Genomic DNA, 18,148 nt, shown 5'->3' on the forward strand with positions numbered 1-18,148 from the left:
TATTTGCGTCATTTTTGCTCTTTGGCGATCACCTCATGGTGATGCACGACTTCTTTAATGACAAACTTTAAAAATCTTTCAGCAAAATCAGGATCAAGATGGCTCTCTGTAGCCAATTTCCGCAATCGTGCTACTTGACGTTGCTCCCGCAGAGGGTCGACTGCGGGCAAATTATAACGGGCTTTTAACTGCCCCACAGCCTTGGTACAACGAAACCGCTCTGCCAAAATATGGATCAAAGTTGCATCAAAATTATCAATAGACGCTCGTAAATGCGCTAATTCATCCAATATTTTTTCCTGCATCATACTTCCTTTCCTCTTTGCATCTCACTTTTTCTTGGGATGCTGAGGAAATTTTCCCCTCTCGGCAATGCCACTGGAAAGACCAGGAAATGTAAGCCCATGCCCTGGAAGACCAGGCAAGACCTTTCCTCCATTACCACTTTCAATCTGCTTTTGAAGTGTTGAGAGCTGCTTTGCATCAAATCCTGATAAATCAGGCAGATTTGTGGAATCACCACTCAAAGCTCCCATACCACCAAGGCCCATCTTAGAACCAAGCCCGCTTAACATTTTTCCCATCAAACCGCCTTTACCTTTACCGCCTATAGCTTTGACCATATCGGCCATTTGACGATGCATTTTTAAAAGCTTATTAATATCTGCAGCGCTTGTGCCAGAGCCCTTAGCGATACGTTGTTTACGGCTATGTTTTAACAGCTCTGGATGAGCGCGCTCTAAGGGGGTCATTGACGAAATAATAGCCAATTGACGATTAAACAAACGATCATCAAGTCCCGCAGCAGCGATCTGATCTTTAACCTTACCAAGACCTGGCAACATTCCCATAATTCCACCCATTCCCCCAAGTTTTTTCATTTTCTGCAATTGTTCTGCCAAATCATTAAGGTCGAATTTTCCGGCCTGCATTTTTTTTGCAAAAGCAGCTGCCTTTTCATGATCCATTGTCTCAGCAGCTTTTTCCACCAAAGAAACAATATCACCCATTCCAAGAATACGATCAGCAATACGACGAGGATGAAACTCTTCCAAAGCATCTATTTTTTCACCAATCCCGATTGCTTTAATGGGTTTTCCTGTCACAGCACGCATAGAAAGCGCCGCACCACCGCGACCATCACTATCCATACGTGTTAAGATAATTCCTGTAATTCCCACCCGCTCATCAAAAGAGCGAGCAAGATGAACAGCATCTTGACCGGTCAAACTATCTGCCACCAACATAATTTCATGAGGAAGGGAACAAGCTTTAATTTCAGTCAATTCAAGCATCAAAGCTTCATCAATATGGTTACGGCCTGCTGTATCAAGAATCAGCACATCATAACCACCCAATTTGGCCGCTTGTAGTGCACGTGTTGCAATATCGACGGGAGATTGGCCGGCAATAATAGGCAAACTTGCCAAATTCGCCTGTTCTCCTAATTGGCGGAGTTGTTCCTGTGCAGCAGGACGGCGTGTATCTAATGACGCCATAAGAACTTTTTTATTATTTTTATCCGTTAAACGCTTTGCAAGCTTTGCTGTTGTCGTTGTTTTTCCGGAACCTTGTAGACCAATCATCATCATCACAACCGGTGCCGGTGCATTTAAATCGCTAAGAACGCCTTCACTTCCAAGAACCTTTACCAATTCGTCATGGACAATTTTAACCACCATCTGTCCAGGTTTAATAGATTTAACAATCTCAGCGCCAACTGCTTTTTCACGAACCCTATCGGTAAAAGAACGCGCAACATCAAGCGCCACATCGGCTTCCAATAAAGCGCGTCGAATTTCGCGCAGCGCCGCTGCCACATCCTGATCTGACAAAGCTCCCCGCCCTGTCAAATGAGACAGTATGGAGCCAAGCCGTTCTTGTAAGGATTCAAACATTCTCTACCTCATTGCTGCATAACAAACCAACCAAAGCAGCATCCGAGAACGCATCGCGCCGTCGGATGTTGACCTCTGAGATCTCTTTATACCCTTAAAATTGGGGTCTCAGTCGGTGGCTCCAAGTTAATTTTGTCACTGAAAGCTTATTCTTTCAAACAATAAAACCATAGCTTTGTCAAGATTTATCATACAATACTTTTAAAAGACAGCAAAGCTTATACTTCTTCTTTATTAAACCTCGACACGCACAAAACAACCTGTTTCCTGTTCTACACTCCACAATTCACCGCTTGAAATATCAAACCAAACCCCATGCAATGTTAAAACACCCTGATCTTTGCGTACCTTTATCCAAGGAAAAGTCTCTAAATTTCTCAACGAATGATATATAGACAACTGCTCTAATGTGGTCTGCTGTTGTGATGCGGTCAGTGATTTATTATCAATAACTGTTTGTGCTGCTGGTGCTAAAAGGCTTATCCATTGCCCAATAAAATCATTTGACGATAAAGATTTACAGCTTCCCTCAAGCGCAGTATGCACTCCCCCACAATGGGCATGCCCAAAAACAACGATATGCTTGACCTCCAGCAATTGCACAGCATATTCAATTGCTGCTGATGTTGCATGATACTGGTTATCAGGAGAAAATGGGGGAACCAAATTTGCTACATTACGCAGAGTAAAAATTTCGCCTGGTTTAGCATCAAAAATCGTTTCTGGTATGGCCCGCGAATCACAACAAGCAACAACCAAAACTTCAGGTTTCTGTCCTTCAGTCGCCAATTGCTGATAATGTGCTGTTTTATGTGCAAAATGATTTTTTATAAAGGATTGGTAACCACTTAAAAGTCTCTCAGGTAAATACGCCATTCTCTCTTTACTTTCATATATATTTTAAAAAACAAGCTTTTAAGATACAAGCACACACAAAAATACTAAAAAAGCCATTTATCAACACAAGATATTCTCTTCAAATAACAAATTATTAATTAAAGTGAAAAAACAATTTCAGCCTTTCCCAAAATAACTATTCTCTGCAAAAAGAACAAAAATAACTATTCTCTGCAACAAGAAGATGCTACACTGAAAAGAGTATTATACAGATAAAAGCTTAAAGAACATCAAGAGCGAAAAAGGGAAATTCACTGTGTTAAAACAACAAGCATCAGAGACAAAAAGTAATCAAAATAAGATAGAACAAATCCTTTTTGCTCACACTGATAAAGAAGATATTATTTGTTACACCAACGAAGAACTCCAAAAAGCCACGACCACAGCCATTGATGCTTTCAATCTCCATAAGGCAGGAAAAAGCACCATCTGCTTTGCACAAAACCTAACCCGTAGCAACAAACCTATAACGGTTATCACCCTTGTCAATGATAATAAGCCTTTCCTTCTTGATTCTATTTTAAATGTCTTTAATCAACATAAAAACCATATTTACCTCATTGCACACCCTGTTCTTGATTGTGCCTCTGGGCAACGCATCAGCTTGATGCAAATTCATATTGAATCCTTAAGCGAACAACAGATACAAAATCTCAAAGAGGAACTGACCTTAGTTCTTGAACAAGTCAATGCTGCTGTGCAAGACTGGCAACCGATGCTTGAAGAAGTAAGAAAGCATATCCATGCCTATCAAACAAGCCTCCCGTCACACTACAAACAAGAAGGTGAAAAAGCCATTGAATTTCTCAATTGGTTGATGGATGATAATTTCATTTTTCTTGGCATGCGCACTTATAACTTTATCAAAGACCAAGAACCCACAAAGTCCTTTACAGCGAGCGATATTGAACTGGGTATTTTAACTGATGCCTCTATTCGTATTATTGGCGATGCTCGTGTGGAAGAACCTCCTCAAGAAATTCTCTCCTTTATGGAAAGTGATAACCTTTTTATTGTTACAAAAGCCAATAGCCGTTCAAAAATTCACCGTTCTGTTTGGCTTGATTATATTGGTCTTAAACTCTTTGATAAAGACAATAAACTGTGTGGAGAATTGCGCATTGTTGGGCTTTTTACCTCCTCTGCTTATACACGCTCTGTTTTACAAATCCCTTTCTTAAAAGAGAAAGCCGAAACCATTATTCAACGCCTTGGACACAATCGCGCTGACTATTCTGGAAAAGCCCTTATCAGTGTTTTAGAAACCTATCCAAGAGATGAAATGTTTCGCTCTCACATTGATACATTAACAGAAAATGCTAAACTTATCATGCAGCTAGATGAGCGTCCACGTTTGCGGGTGCTTGTCCATACCGACCCTTTTGGGCGTTTTGTCTCTATCCTTGTCTATGTACCGCGTGACCAGTACAGCAGCAATGTTCGCGAGAAAGTTGGCGAATATTTTGTTGAGCTCTACGAAGGTGACTTTTTTGAATCCTATCCGCTGTTTTTGGAAAGCACACTGACACGTGTCTATTATGTCATCCACCGCAAGGTCGGTGAAAATGCTCCTCTTATCGAACGCACAACCCTTGAGCAACATGTGCGTTCTATCGCACATAGTTGGGAAGAATCTGTTCAAACGATAGCTCTTACCCATAAAACACCAGAGCAACAAACGCGTTTAGCCCGCCAATTTCCCAACAGTTATCGTGACCTTTTTTCAGCTAAAGACGCGATTGAAGACGCGGGACATATTTTAAGTCTTCATGACAAAAAACCACTTTTTGTTACTTTTTATCACACACACCACAAAGAAAAACGCGGTATTTCTCTTCGGCTTTTTCACCGCCATGAAGCACTAGCCCTTTCCAAGCGTGTACCACTTCTTGAAAATATGGGTTTTCGAGTGATTGCTGAACAAACCCTTGAGTTACCAGATGGCAACGGGCACTCTGTGTATCTTCATGATATGCAACTAGAAAGTGCTTTCCAACTGTGTATTGATTTTGAAAAAAACGGCCAAAAGCACGCCGAAACATTTGAAGCCATTTGGGCACAAGATGCTGATAATGATGGCTTTAATGCCCTAACCCAAACCGCTGAACTTGATTGGCGCGAAATTGTGATTTTACGCCATTATGGACGCTATCTCCAACAAGCTGGCATTCCTTATTCACAGGACCGTGTTGCCCAAACTTTAAACACCTATCCTGACATTACCCAAGATCTTTATGCACTATTTCATTTGAAATTTCATCCAAGCCATACGGAAAAAGAACGAAAAGAAAACCAACAGGTTATTCAAAAACGTATTGAAGAAAAATTACAGAACGTATCGGGTTTAGATGATGATCTCATCTTACGCCGTTATCGTAATCTTATCGATGCAAGTTTGCGGACCAATGCCTTTACGCCTCTTAGCGATGGGAATCCACGGCGTATTTTAGCCACTAAGTTAGACCCACGCCAAATTGAAGGCTTACCTGAACCGCGTCCTTATCGCGAAATTTTTGTTTATGGACCGGAAGTGGAAGGGGTTCACTTACGTTTCGGTCCTATTGCGCGCGGTGGAATTCGTTGGTCAGACCGTGCACTCGATTATCGTACTGAAGTTCTTAGCTTAGTCAAAGCCCAGCAGGTCAAAAATGCTGTTATTGTTCCTGTTGGTGCTAAAGGGGGTTTTTATCCTCATCGCCTTCCCCAAACGAATGATCGTGCCATAGTCATAGAAGCCGCACGTCAAGCTTATATTGATTTCATCACAGCTTTGCTTTCCATCACCGACAATTTGGTAAACGATCAAATAATCCCTCCTTGCGACATCATCTGCCATGATGGTAATGATCCTTATTTTGTTGTCGCAGCAGACAAAGGTACCGCAACTTTTTCTGATACAGCCAACAGTATTAGCCAAGCAAACCACTTTTGGCTTGATGACGCTTTTGCCTCTGGAGGTTCCGCAGGTTATGATCACAAAGAAATTGGCATTACCGCCAAAGGTGCATGGGAAGCGGTTAAAAGACATTTCCGAGAATCCTTTAACCACGATATTCAAACAACGCCTTTCACCTGTGTTGGTGTGGGTGATATGTCTGGCGATGTTTTTGGCAATGGCATGCTTCTTTCCAAACAAACAAAGCTGATAGCCGCCTTTGATCACCGTGATATCTTTATCGATCCAGATCCAAACATAGCTGAAAGCTACGCAGAACGTATGCGGCTTTTTCAACTTCCTCGTTCCAGTTGGCAAGATTATGACCAAACAAAACTCTCAAAGGGCGGTGGTATTTTCTCACGCACCATGAAAACCATTACGCTCTCCCCCGAAGCGGCACAGGCTATTGGTTTTGAAAAACAAACAGGAACCCCCTTTGAAATTATCTCTGCACTTCTTAAAGCACCTGTTGATCTTTTATGGTTTGGCGGCATTGGCACTTATATTCGTGCAACCACAGAAACCGATGCCCAAGTAGGAGATCGTGCCAATGATGCACTCCGCATTACTGGTGAACAAGTTCGTGCAAAAGTGATTGGTGAGGGAGCAAATCTTGGCGTTACACAACGTGGACGAATTGAATATGTCTTAAGTGGCGGACGCTGCAATACGGATGCCATTGATAATTCGGCAGGTGTTAATTGTTCAGATGTTGAGGTCAATATCAAGATTGTTCTAGCATCAGCTCTTCGTGCAAAAACACTTACCCGCGAAGCACGCGATGAACTCTTGAAAAAGATGACTTCACAAGTTGAACAATTGGTTTTGCGCAACAATTATTTGCAGCCCCTTGCTCTTTCTTTAGCTGAAAGCCAAAGCATTGTTGATTTGCCTTATCAAATCCGCTTTATGCATGATTTAGAACAAAAAAATCTTCTAGATCGTAGAGTAGAAATTCTCCCTGATGAACAAATTTTACGACAAAGAATAACACAAGGTCAGGGACTTATCCGTCCAGAGCTCGCTGTTATTTTGGCATATGCTAAATTAACCCTAAAAGAAGAAATTGCCCATAGCCCTATTATTGATAGTCATTATTTTGATACAATCTTATTGCACTATTTCCCAACACAACTTCAAACAAGCTTTACCAAAGAAATCATTAACCATCAGTTGCGTCGTAATATTATTGCAACGCTGCTTGCCAATGATATTGTCAATCGTGGAGGACCTACTTTTGTAAGTCGGTTACAAGATGCCACAGAACAAAAGGTTGAAAATATTGTTCGTGTTTTCATCGCACTGTGCGATGGTTTTGAAATACCGCAACTGTCTGATCAAATCGATAAGCTTGATAATAAGATACCCGGTCTTGTCCAAAACAAATTCTACGCAGCGATTACTTCAATGCTCTTTGAGACAACAAATTGGGGATTGCGCAATATGGATCTCTCAACTCCATTAGAAGTGCTTGTACAAACAATCAAGCAAGCGCGTACTGTTATTGAAAAACTGCTTACGCATTCCAATGATAAAGATATCAACAAAAAAATGAAAGAAAAAACACTCCATTATAGTGAAGAAGGAGCACCAAAAGCTTTAGCAAAACAATTGGCTCTCTTAGAAACCGCTCCAATAATTTGTGATATTTCTCTGATTGCACAACAAAGCAATAGTGACCTTATTAAAACGGCAGAGGTCTATTTCTCACTTGCGCAGGCTATTCGTATCAACCGCATTAATGAAGCAAGTCAGACAATTCCTGTACTTGATTATTATGATAGTATGGCATTAAGCCAAGCTAAAGAAAATATTGCTGAAAGCTTACGGAAAATTGTTATAAAAATTCTAAAAAATTATGGAGCAAAAAACGATCCTTTTGCCACTTGGAATAAAATAGAAGAAGAGCATATTTACAATGTAACAAACCGTATTAGCGCTCTTATTGAAAATGATCTCAACATTTCTCGCTTTACTTTTGCCGCAGGGTTGATTGCACAACTTCAAAATACCAGCTTTCAAACTTAAAGTGATGCAAGACGACCAAGTTTGAAAAAAACTCGTTTTGCCCAACCATGACGAACCTGCAAGGAAATAATAGGGGTGCCATCTGCTCTTTTAGGCAGAGCACTCAAAGTAAAAAGCCGTATTTTGATCTCTAGAGCAGAAGTTAAACGCACGATTTTAAAATGCAGTTTTCAAAGTCAAAGTGGTGCAAGACGACCAAGTTTGAAAAAACCTCGTTTTGCCCAGCAATGACAAACCCGCAAGGGAATAATAGGGGTGCCATCTGCTCTTTTAGGCAGAGCACTCAAAGTAAAAAGCCGTATTTTGATCTCTAGAGTAGAAGTTAAATGCACAATTTTAAAATGCAGTTTTCAAAGTCAAAGTAGAGCAAGACGGCCAAGTTTTAAAAAACCTCGTTTTGCCCAGCAATGACGAACCCGCAAGGGAATAATAGGGGTACCATCTGCTCTTTTAGGCAGAATGCTCAAAGTAAAAAACCCTATTTTGATCTCTAGAGCAGAAGTTAAACGCACGATTTTAAAATGCAGTTTTCAAAGTCAAAGTGGAGCAAGACGACCAAGTTTTAAAAAACCTAGTTTTGCCCAGCCATGACGAACCTGCAAGGAAATAATAGGGTAGCCATCTGCACTTTTAGGCATAACACCTAAAACAAAAAATAAAGCTTGTAGATTGTTTGCTTGCTCAGGAAACAAACGCTGCATAGTAGTAAGAAGCTCCATATGCTTTACCAAAACAAGATCAAATTTTGCTGTTAAATACCCTTCATCATCAAAAGAAAAAGGCCCACTAACATGTAATGTACCACCTGTATGAAAAATCAATTCACCCTGCTTTAAAAATCCATTTTTCCCATACAAGTGCTGTTTCCAATTGTCCCCTCTATTTTCAAAAAAATGAGGTACATCATTAAGAATCCATTTTAAATTGCCATCAATCTTGGGAACATCCACAAAGTAAGAAGCAAAAAACATAGAAGGATCAAAATCATCAAAAGTAAGATGCCCCGATAAATGATTTTTCTCGTGTTTCAGATCAATTCGTAAAAATTCTGCTGTTATTTTTTGCGGCACATCCTCTTGATTTAATGAAGGCATAATCACATCTAGGGAATCTTTGAAAGATGCTTTATCTTCAATATTTTTTTGTATTGTTTTTCTGTTTTCCGTCTGCGATTCTAATTTTTCTTGAACTTTCTGATCTTTACGAGAGGAAAAAGTGGTGGAGATTTCAAGCCCTTCAGCTATCAGTTTAAAGGTCTTACTTGTTTTCCAATAAGGTTCTGTTTCAATGACCAAATTGCGCCATTGTGACACGATAGAAGTTTCTCCATCAAAAACAATTGATGCAGGAGAATGAATGTTAAACTCTACCCAATGGGGAGCATAAATTGGTGTCCCAACCGTCAAATTGCCTGTTGATAATGAAACCCCATGCAAAGGCCAAGTAAACTGAACTTGATCACAAGTAATACCAACACGTAACGGATAACCACTCTTGCTAAAATGCTCGCATAAAACCGTCATATCATGGGCAGCAGCCCTTTCGAAGAGATCGGCTACATAGTCTTCTATTTTACGTGAAAAAAAAACCACAATGTGCTATAAATAAGTATCAGAGCAAAACAAAATAGCCCACAAAACAAATAGCTTAAAGGACAACTTTTCCGGATTGATTTCAATGAAGAAAACATAAACAAAATAAAAACTTTCCTTATTTCATAATGATAAAAATTTCTTAACTCTCTTGCACTTATGATGAATATAAAAAGATTTTTTGCAATGCATTTTCGAACCATTTGCTCAAAGCTTGATCATAGATTAAACGACCTTGCAAATGTGCTGAAGCGGGTTGAGCACCTTTTTCGGTTAATTTATGTGCCGAACGCAAGACCAAACGCCGCATCATAGCCCGCGTAAATTCGGCATGAAATTGTATACCCCACGCATTTTTTCCATAACGAAAAGCTTGTGTAGGATATGTATCACCTGTTGCCAAAAGCTCTACTTCTTTAGGTAAATCATAAATACCTTCATCATGAAAATGGTAAACCATTTCTGGCCAATTCATCACTGCTTTTCCCTGCGAAGTTGCTTCCAATGGATACCAGCCCACTTCAACAATTCCATCACTTCTTGTTCCAACACGCCCTCCTAGATTTCGCGCGAGCATTTGCGCTCCAAGACAAATGCCTAAAAAAGGCTTATTCTCTTTTAGCGATAAAGAAATCCAATCAATTTCCTCAGCAATGTAAGTATCTTTGTCATTGACACTCATTGGTCCCCCTAAAATGACAACACCAGTATAATGTTGCAATGTATCAGGGAGTTTTTGTCCCAAAATAGGGCGATAAATATCAAGAACAAAACCACTTTGTTGCAAAAACTTTCCCAACCGCCCTGTATATGTAGACCGGCGATGAGTAACAACTGCGATCCTTGGCTTACTCGTTTCTTTCTTCTGCCCAACACACCTTTGACTCAAAAACATTTTTTAACAAACCACTTCTGTAAACCAAGTAAAATTTCGTTTTTAAAACACAAAAGAATAATTTTGGCGAACAATATTTCTTATCATTCTACTTTTTAAAATAAATGAAAGTTCTTTTTCGATAAAGATGTCTCTTCTTCTTCTGTTTTAACCCCTGGATCATCAACATTTAAATGGGTTTTATTGAACATTTTAACATCTTGCTCTTTTATATCTTGTTTTTCCCCCTGTATATTATGCAACAAGGAATCTTCTAGAGATGGTAACTCTTCAAGCGTCTTTTCTTCAACACCAGCACTTTCTTCCACGATATCTTCTCTATCTTGTTTTTTCGGCATAATATTGGCAGCCTCTAATGTAAGGGGAGGCATACGAGGCGGCTCTTTCCATTCAAAACAGCCCAAACGTCCAGTTATGGGAGAAACCACTGACCAAGAGGCGAAAATAGACCCATCACACATCCACACCGGATCACGTTCAGCACGAAGTGCTAGAGAAAGCCATTGACGCACAGCTCCCTGATTATTCCCCTGTGCTTCTTCAATATCTGCCAACAATAAGTACACACTTTCCCGTTGATGATACTGGAGCGCTTTTTGTGCCTGCTCCCTTGCTAATACTATCTCACCAGCATCCAAAGCAGCTTTAGCAATAAGAAAAGCTGCTTCAAATGTGTCTTTATGATAAGAAGCAAGTGTTTTCGCTTTTTTCAATCGCCCCACAGCTCCTTCTTCTCTTTCAAGATAAAGCGCACTCAAATCAGGATGAGGTTCTTTCTGCCAAGCTGTCATAATCATCTTATCAGCTTTACGCACTTCATTAAGCTTATAAAGAATATCAGCAGCAATAACTGTTATGGGAACAAAATCAGGCTCCAATTTATGTGCTTTCAAAATGGCTGCACGTGCTTCTGCCGGATGTGTTTCAAACAGATGAAGCGCTTTCCCACAAAGCAGCAAAGCCTGTATATGTTGACGCTCTGAAGTCGAGCGAACAGAGCGTGGTAAAGCTTGTTTTGCACGTTCAAAAACAGTCAGTGCTTTATCCCACTGCCCGCTCCTGCTAAGCTGGTCAAGCACAGTTTGATTTGCCCATACAAGTGCTGGTGATAAAGCCAGCGCTTCTTCTGCATATTGCTGTGCTGCTTCATAAGCTTTGTTCTTGATAGCTTCACGAAACAAACCATAAAGCCCCGCCAATTTTGTTGGTGTTTCTTTTCTCATTTCCTCGTAAAGAGGAATGGCAGCAGCAGAATTATTTTGCAATGACAAGGTCTGCGCTTGTAAAAGTTTTACCAACGGCTCATCTTTACCGGCAAGATATTTGTCAACACGAGCTTCCATTTGTTGTGCCAACACACCATCACCTGAAAAAACTGCTAGAATCCCTTGTGAAAGGGCTTCATAACCGCGCCTTTTATGGCGTTTATAAAAGTAATTGGAAAGAGCACTAGGGACAGAAAAAAGAACCGAAAAGAGCCACCATAAAAGCGCTAAAATTCCAAAAAGCAAAATAAGCACGCTTAACACTGTAAGCAGAGAAGCAGAGAAGCGAAAATGCAAAAACGTGAGAACCAAAACACCATTGTGATTAGCAACCCACCCGAACAATAAACCGAGCGTACATACAACAAAACTATAAATAAAAACACGTATCATCTGGAGCCTATTTACATCTTTGTTGCCTTAAAAGATCCTTGTTGCACAGATATCAATAACTTCTGAAGCAACTGATGAACAGCAATATGTGTTTCAAGCTGATGCACAAAATCTACCGAAACATCTTTTGCATTTTGAGGCAATGTTTGCCATTCGCTCAAAGCTTTTTCGTAATCACCTTTCTCAATAGCAACTTCCATCCGCGCCGCAATTGCTCCCAATGTTTCCCCTTCAACATTTCCAATCGGACGCGAAACGATAAGACCTTTTGCCCATGCTAAAATCCGTTGCAAAAAACCGGTATTTGGTGGAACACTATTTTGTGTTGCAACGATGACATCTGCAACACGAGCAAAATCACTTGAAAGTTGGGCTGAACTTGGAAGACCTACAGTTGCTGTCTTTTGCAATAAATCAAGTCCATCAATTGAAGGCGATAATTGTTGTAAGAGCTTTAATTCATCACTATAAGATCCACCGCGTTCTACAGCATTTTTTAGAGAACTGATAGCAGTAAACAGTGCAGTATTGATTTCTTTTTTCTCACTCTTTGCAGCAGCAATTTCTTCTTGCATAGTTTCTAACTGTTGCTTGAAAGCAGCAAGAGCACTTGCATGACTTTGTCCAACGGACAAAGCCGCTTCTACCTCTTTTGAAACCTCAACAAAAGCTTGCACAGACTTTTCAAGATCACTGACTTTTTGCTCTAAAACAGTAAAAGCCTTTTTGTTTTCCTCTTGTAATGTGTCATTACTTTGAATTGTTTCTGTATATTGCGATGCAAAAGCAGCAAATTCTGCTTTTAATACATCAATTTCCTGAAGAACATACTCTAATTTCTTGCGTGTTTCTTCACTTTGACTTTTTGCGATTTCAGCAATTTGTAAAACTTTTTCCCCTACAGCATTTTTTTTCACCAAAGGAGAAGGGAATATACCTGTCCATTGAAGACCGATCATAATACAAAAAGCGATAAGACCACCTAAAATTCCTGAAATAAGTATGTAAAGCAAAGCCCTATAAGACATGCATTTCTTCTTTTCAGTTTTTTCACTCTGTTTCTCTATGGCATCCAATTCTACTGGATTTTGTGTTCTTTGTTCTGAATTATGATCCCCAGTTTCATGTTCAATCACCGGCGTTTTACGACGCGTACCAGCATAATGAGGTTTAGCTTTTGGTTTTGAAGAATCTACCATTTTAGTCACTTTTTGTGCACACTCTTCTTTTATTGATAAAATCATAAAATGAAAAAATCTTTAAAAAATAAAGAATTTCTAAAAGAACTTAGTGTATTTAAAACCATTTTTATTAAAGAGTATAACTTTACCGAAATTTTTAACACTCTATTTTTATAGAAAACCGTTAGACTTATAGAGTTTAATAAACATTATTTTGAAAAAATATCACCATTTTATACTAAAAAACACAATTTCATTTTAAGTCAAGAGCACCATTATATTTAAAAAGAATACCTTAAAACACATTTTATAGAAAAAATAATTTTATGAGAATTTCCTTGTATCTTTTTCCGTTCGTGGTACCCACAACAGGAAAGAATCTTTAACAGAAGGTTTTGTTTGAAATGCGCCTGTTAGGAATAGAAACAAGTTGCGATGAAACGGCTGCTGCTGTTGTTGAATATAACAATAATGAAAACAGTAGCATTCTTTCCAATGTTGTTTGGAGCCAAATTGATCATCATGCACCCTATGGCGGTGTTGTCCCTGAAATTGCCGCTCGTGCCCATGTTGAAATTCTTGATAGTTTAATTCTCAAAGCACTCACAGACGCGAACACAAAATTGCAAGATATTGATGCCATTGCTGCCACCAGTGGTCCAGGTCTGGTAGGAGGGCTGTTGGTAGGCGTTATGAGTGCAAAAGCACTCTCTCTTGCCACCGGAAAGCCTTTTATTGCCGTCAATCATCTGGAGGGCCATGCGTTAACAGCCATGCTAACGCATAATGTTCAATGTCCTTATTTATTACTGTTAGTCTCAGGTGGCCATACACAAACAATTCTTGTTCACGGAATAGGAAATTACCAGCGTTTAGGAACCACCATTGACGATGCCTTGGGAGAAGCTTTTGATAAAACAGCAAAACTCTTAGGCCTTCCTTATCCTGGAGGCCCAGCACTTGAAAAAGCTGCTTTATTGGGTGATAAAAATCGTATTCCTCTTCCACGACCTTTAAAAGGGGAAAAACGGTTAGATTTTTCTTTTTCAGGTCTCAAAACCGCTGTTCGACAAGCAGCAACAGCCATGGCGCCTCTTACAGAAAGCGACGTTGCTGACATTGCGGCAAGCTTTCAAGCAGCTGTTACCGATACGCTACATGACCGCATTCATTTGGCTCTACAACATTTTACCCAGCAATATCCTCTCTCTCATGGTCAAGGACAGCGTCCTCCTGCTTTAGTTGTGGCAGGTGGTGTTGCTGCCAACCAAGCCATTCGATTGACATTGCAAAAACTTGCAGAGCAACATGGTTTTGAATTTATAGCGCCCCCTCTTTCCTTATGTACCGATAACGCCGCAATGATTGCTTTTGCTGGTGCACAAAAGCTTGTCCGGGGAGAAACAAGCCCCCTTGATCTTGCCCCCCGCTCACGCTGGCCATTGGACGAAAAATCTGCTCCCCTAATCGGAATGGGACGTCGTGGAACCAAAGCCTAAAAAAGTCAACATATATGCTCTCTACAAAGCACAACATGAATGGCTGTTATTGAATATTTCATCTCGTTACTATGATCATTGCCCTCTTAAAGCTTCCACGACACAATTTTTGTCCATCATTTTTCAACGCAACCCAATCATCATAGATGAGTCTTTTGAGATCAAAATCAAAGATAATTAAACTTATCATGCTTAGTGATTTACTTTAGCATATTCTCTGCTCGCCACGCATATTTGTGCTCCTAAGAGTTAAGGAAAAGACAGAACATTTTCACGCATTCTATAAAACAAGTAACAAATATAACGCATGATGATATGACAATTTTATTCTCTATTAAAAAACCAAGAAACAAACGATAATCTGCATTCTTTATTTCATTTTAAATTCAAGATCGTACTTGGCAATGTTCTCAAATACATCTAAAAATAGAGATGTGATGTATCAATATTCACAATCCATGAAAAGGAGAAGGCATGGCTTATTGGCTTTTTAAATCTGAACCTCATAAATGGTCATGGGACATGCAGAAGAAAAAAGGCACTACTGGAGAACAATGGGATGGTGTGCGCAATTATCAAGCCCGTAACAATATGCGTGCCATGAAATATGGCGATAAAGGCTTTTTTTATCATTCTAATAAAGGGCTGGAAATTGTAGGTATTGTAGAGGTTTGTGCAGAAGCACATCCTGATTCTACCACTTCTGATCCACGCTGGGAATGTGTAGATATCCGTGCAGTTTGCGATATGCCAACCCCTGTCTCATTAAAACAAATTAAAGCAAACCCTAAACTGAAAAATATGGTGCTGGTCAATGCCAGTCGCTTATCAGTACAACCCGTAACAGAAGATGAATGGAAAGAAGTTTGTTTAATGGGCAACCTTAAAAAAGAGATGTTTTCATCTTAACATAATAATCTTCATCACCAATTCATATGCAGCAAGAGATGTTCTCTATCGCGGCAAGCAAGTGCAATACGTCCTTCTGTAAGTGCATAATCCTTTTGCGCTAAGTACATAAATATAGAATTTTTTCGCCATTTTTGTTCTGCAATATTCAAATTCAAAACCAAAACAATTTCATGAAGCCTATCCTTCACAATATATTTTTTCAGCACTGTTACCGCAAGCAAAATGTCTTAAACTATTATAATTGGTATCAGCGCTCGAATCATACCAACTATCTTGCCTGCAAAGACAGTGAAAAGGCGAAACAAAATGTAGCAAGAGTGATAAAATTTGCCACAAAATCCACTTAAACAGCGCATATGTGCTAAAAAGATACAGAAACATATTCACGCTTAAAAACGGAAATACTAGGCCATTCTAGAGCATAAAAAAAGATTTTGACAAATGCACAAAAGGCCTTGTGCATAATGTTCTGTTTGTCAGCAAACAGCCATAGAAGAAACAAAATTTTGTTTTTTAGGAAATTTCTTTTTCAATTTTTCTTGCATGAAATCTCATTTTTCATGAAACTACTCTCTATCAATCGGTGCATCAACATATCTTATAAGGAATAAAAATGAACCGCTATACCCTCTTAATTGTTGAAGAAGATAATGATCTGCGCCCTATTTTGGTAGAACAATTGCAAATGCATAAGGAATTTGAAGTCTTCCAAGCGAAAACAGCTGAATCAGGAATAACAATAACCCAAGAGAGAAATGTTGATCTAGCTATTTTTGGACTTGAGCTGTCTGATCTTAATGGCCGTACAGCTGTGAAAAAATTACGCCTCCAAGGATTTCGTGCTCCCATTATTATGATTACAAATTGTGATACAGATTGCGATAGCCTATTAGATCTTGAAACAGGCGCCAATGATTATGTGAAAAAGCCTTTTCGCTTTGCAGTATTATTGGCACGAATCCGTGCCCAATTGCGCCAATATCAGCAAAGTGACGATACAACTTTTTGCATTGGTCCCTATATTTTCAAACCTGGACAAAAACTCCTTATTGACCAACACAACAATGAAATTCGTCTTACAGAAAAAGAAGCAGCTATTCTTAAATACCTCTATTCTACCAATGATCAAATCGTAAGCCGTGAAACACTGTTAGAAAAAGTTTGGGGCTATAATGAAAATATTGTCACCCATACCCTAGAAACCCATATTTATCGTTTACGACAAAAAATCGAAAAAGACCCCTCTAACGCACAAATTCTCATTACCGATCAAAATGGCTATCGTTTGAATCTTTAACACTTCTTTGACATGAACTGCTTCAAAAATAATTTTGATGCCCTCAATTTTTCTCCGCGATAAATTGCATAGAAAATTTAAGAGAGCATTTTCATTTTAAGGGTCATTGATCATTTTTCCTTTGGATGAGCACCTATATAAAATAAGCTTTTTCACTACAAACCCATTTGAGATTCATTCATAAAAGATGTTGCTTGCACATCATAAACAGAAACAGCGCAGACGACAAAAAATGTTTGAAACCACACACTATGTCCACGCATAAGCTGTCTCAATATAGGAACAATAACAACATAGAAAACTGAAAAAGAGCATGATAATGTTCTTTTGTTCCTCATATCAGTCAAAGAGTTTTTACTCAAAGGATCTTGAGGTATACACTTCAAGAATGCCATCGTGAGATGGAATTGGAAGAAAGATGAGAAAAACCCTCATAGGCTTGGGGTGATAGTGCAGGAATAAAAACACGCCGCGACTGACGACGTTTTACAAGCAAACCTTGATAAACACGTTTCTGTGCCTGACACATTAAGAGTCCACCAAAATAAGGCAAAAGATGACGTGCAAAGGGTCCATAAAAAAATGAGAATAACCGTGAGATATAACCTGAAGAAGGTGTGTAATATACAATTTCTTGCACGGCTTCAGAAATAAAATTTGTTTTTTCAAACAAACGAGCAATTTGTTGTCGACTATAAGGCTCGCCATAACCAAAAGGTGTGGAACTATTGCGTGCCCAAAACCCAGAACGATTAGGAACAATAACAATTAAACTGCCATTAGGCACTAAGATACGCCATATTTCATTGAGTGTTTCGAAAGAATTTTCTGTATATTCCAGTGCATGTACCAATAACACACAATCAACCGAAGCATCCGGCAGCGGTAGGTCTTCTTCAAAAACAAGTGCTGTAGAAACTTTCTCATCACAAGGCCAAGGTACAGCGCCCTGAGCGGCAGGCATAAAAGCGAAACATTGTTGTGCACGCGTACGCAACGCAGAAAGGTAAGGAAGCGCATATCCTAATCCCATCACCCGTTTATCAGCAAGATCAGGCCACCATAAATCTAATTGGTCACACAATGTCGCCTGCACGCGCAACCCAAGTGTCGAAGCATAAAAATCTCTCAGTGTGATTATATCCAACTCAACATACCGCGTAGAAAAAAACTTTGAACATCACAGGCTTTCATATACCCTTTTATATGGAATTCTGCCTTTTCTCCACAATATCAAAAGCTTTTAATATTGCATATTTCAAACTCAAATAACAAAACAACATACAGAACATTTTTATTGATCACTTCAAACAAACGCTCTCATCATGTCCTTTATCTTTAAATCTTGTGCCT

General features: G+C 39.3%; 15 protein-coding genes. 4 read left to right on the plus strand and 11 right to left on the minus strand.

Translation table 11 applies throughout. The features are described from left to right. Positions 1–8 precede the first annotated feature (8 nt). The 3 genes from FS875_RS00795 to FS875_RS00805 all read right to left on the minus strand — a co-directional run bounded on the left by FS875_RS00795 (position 9) and on the right by FS875_RS00805 (position 2,774). Positions 9–305 carry a chorismate mutase gene (locus FS875_RS00795; RefSeq protein ID WP_144751859.1) on the minus strand — a complete coding sequence of 99 codons (297 nt, stop codon included), beginning with the start codon at positions 303–305 and terminating at the stop codon, positions 9–11. 24 nt (positions 306–329) lie between these two features. Beyond that, the gene (gene ffh, locus FS875_RS00800; RefSeq protein ID WP_144751659.1) at positions 330–1,898 is read right to left on the minus strand and encodes a signal recognition particle protein; all 1,569 of its coding nucleotides are present in this window, start codon (positions 1,896–1,898) and stop codon (positions 330–332) included. A 234-nt stretch (positions 1,899–2,132) separates the two neighbouring features. Beyond that, entirely contained in the window at positions 2,133–2,774 is a 642-nt protein-coding gene (locus FS875_RS00805) for a carbonic anhydrase (RefSeq protein ID WP_144751662.1), read from the minus strand. A 277-nt stretch (positions 2,775–3,051) separates the two neighbouring features. On the opposite strand from FS875_RS00805, the gene FS875_RS00810 reads away from it, so the two are divergent. Continuing rightward, positions 3,052–7,761, plus strand: coding sequence for an NAD-glutamate dehydrogenase (locus FS875_RS00810; protein WP_144751666.1), 4,710 nt, complete (start codon positions 3,052–3,054; stop codon positions 7,759–7,761). Here the strand turns inward: FS875_RS00810 and FS875_RS10095 are convergent. The 6 genes from FS875_RS10095 to FS875_RS00830 all read right to left on the minus strand — a co-directional run bounded on the left by FS875_RS10095 (position 7,758) and on the right by FS875_RS00830 (position 13,105). Then, entirely contained in the window at positions 7,758–7,913 is a 156-nt protein-coding gene (locus FS875_RS10095; RefSeq protein WP_166428874.1) for a hypothetical protein, read from the minus strand. The genes FS875_RS00810 and FS875_RS10095 overlap by 4 nt on opposite strands. Before the next feature lie 24 nt (positions 7,914–7,937). After that, positions 7,938–8,093 carry a hypothetical protein gene (locus FS875_RS10100; RefSeq protein WP_166428867.1) on the minus strand — a complete coding sequence of 52 codons (156 nt, stop codon included), beginning with the start codon at positions 8,091–8,093 and terminating at the stop codon, positions 7,938–7,940. Positions 8,094–8,297: 204 nt separating this feature from the next. Beyond that, entirely contained in the window at positions 8,298–9,353 is a 1,056-nt protein-coding gene (locus FS875_RS00815) for a DUF2125 domain-containing protein (RefSeq protein ID WP_144751669.1), read from the minus strand. A gap of 157 nt (positions 9,354–9,510) precedes the next feature. After that, positions 9,511–10,248, minus strand: a complete 738-nt coding sequence (locus tag FS875_RS00820; RefSeq protein ID WP_144751672.1) for a glutamine amidotransferase — start codon at positions 10,246–10,248, stop codon at positions 9,511–9,513. Positions 10,249–10,343: 95 nt separating this feature from the next. Continuing rightward, entirely contained in the window at positions 10,344–11,906 is a 1,563-nt protein-coding gene (locus tag FS875_RS00825; protein ID WP_144751675.1) for a heme biosynthesis protein HemY, read from the minus strand. Between the two features lie 11 nt (positions 11,907–11,917). Continuing rightward, entirely contained in the window at positions 11,918–13,105 is a 1,188-nt protein-coding gene (locus tag FS875_RS00830; protein WP_144751678.1) for a COG4223 family protein, read from the minus strand. Between the two features lie 386 nt (positions 13,106–13,491). Here FS875_RS00830 and tsaD point away from each other — a divergent pair, with 386 nt between their 5' ends. Beyond that, positions 13,492–14,586 (plus strand): tRNA (adenosine(37)-N6)-threonylcarbamoyltransferase complex transferase subunit TsaD, encoded by a 1,095-nt coding sequence (gene tsaD, locus FS875_RS00835; RefSeq protein WP_144751862.1) that lies wholly within the window; start codon positions 13,492–13,494, stop codon positions 14,584–14,586. Between the two features lie 474 nt (positions 14,587–15,060). Beyond that, entirely contained in the window at positions 15,061–15,495 is a 435-nt protein-coding gene (locus tag FS875_RS00840) for an EVE domain-containing protein (protein ID WP_144751681.1), read from the plus strand. 14 nt (positions 15,496–15,509) lie between these two features. Here the strand turns inward: FS875_RS00840 and FS875_RS10415 are convergent, their stop codons facing one another. Continuing rightward, a complete protein-coding gene (locus FS875_RS10415; protein ID WP_246067836.1) occupies positions 15,510–15,704 on the minus strand; it encodes a hypothetical protein in 195 nt (64 codons plus the stop codon). 407 nt (positions 15,705–16,111) lie between these two features. On the opposite strand from FS875_RS10415, the gene FS875_RS00850 reads away from it, so the two are divergent. Continuing rightward, the gene (locus FS875_RS00850) at positions 16,112–16,795 is read left to right on the plus strand and encodes a response regulator transcription factor (protein WP_144751685.1); all 684 of its coding nucleotides are present in this window, start codon (positions 16,112–16,114) and stop codon (positions 16,793–16,795) included. Between the two features lie 382 nt (positions 16,796–17,177). Here FS875_RS00850 and FS875_RS00855 read toward each other — a convergent pair whose 3' ends face one another. Then, positions 17,178–17,942, minus strand: a complete 765-nt coding sequence (locus FS875_RS00855; RefSeq protein ID WP_144751688.1) for a methyltransferase domain-containing protein — start codon at positions 17,940–17,942, stop codon at positions 17,178–17,180. Positions 17,943–18,148 lie beyond the last annotated feature (206 nt).

This window comes from Bartonella saheliensis, from assembly GCF_902162175.1.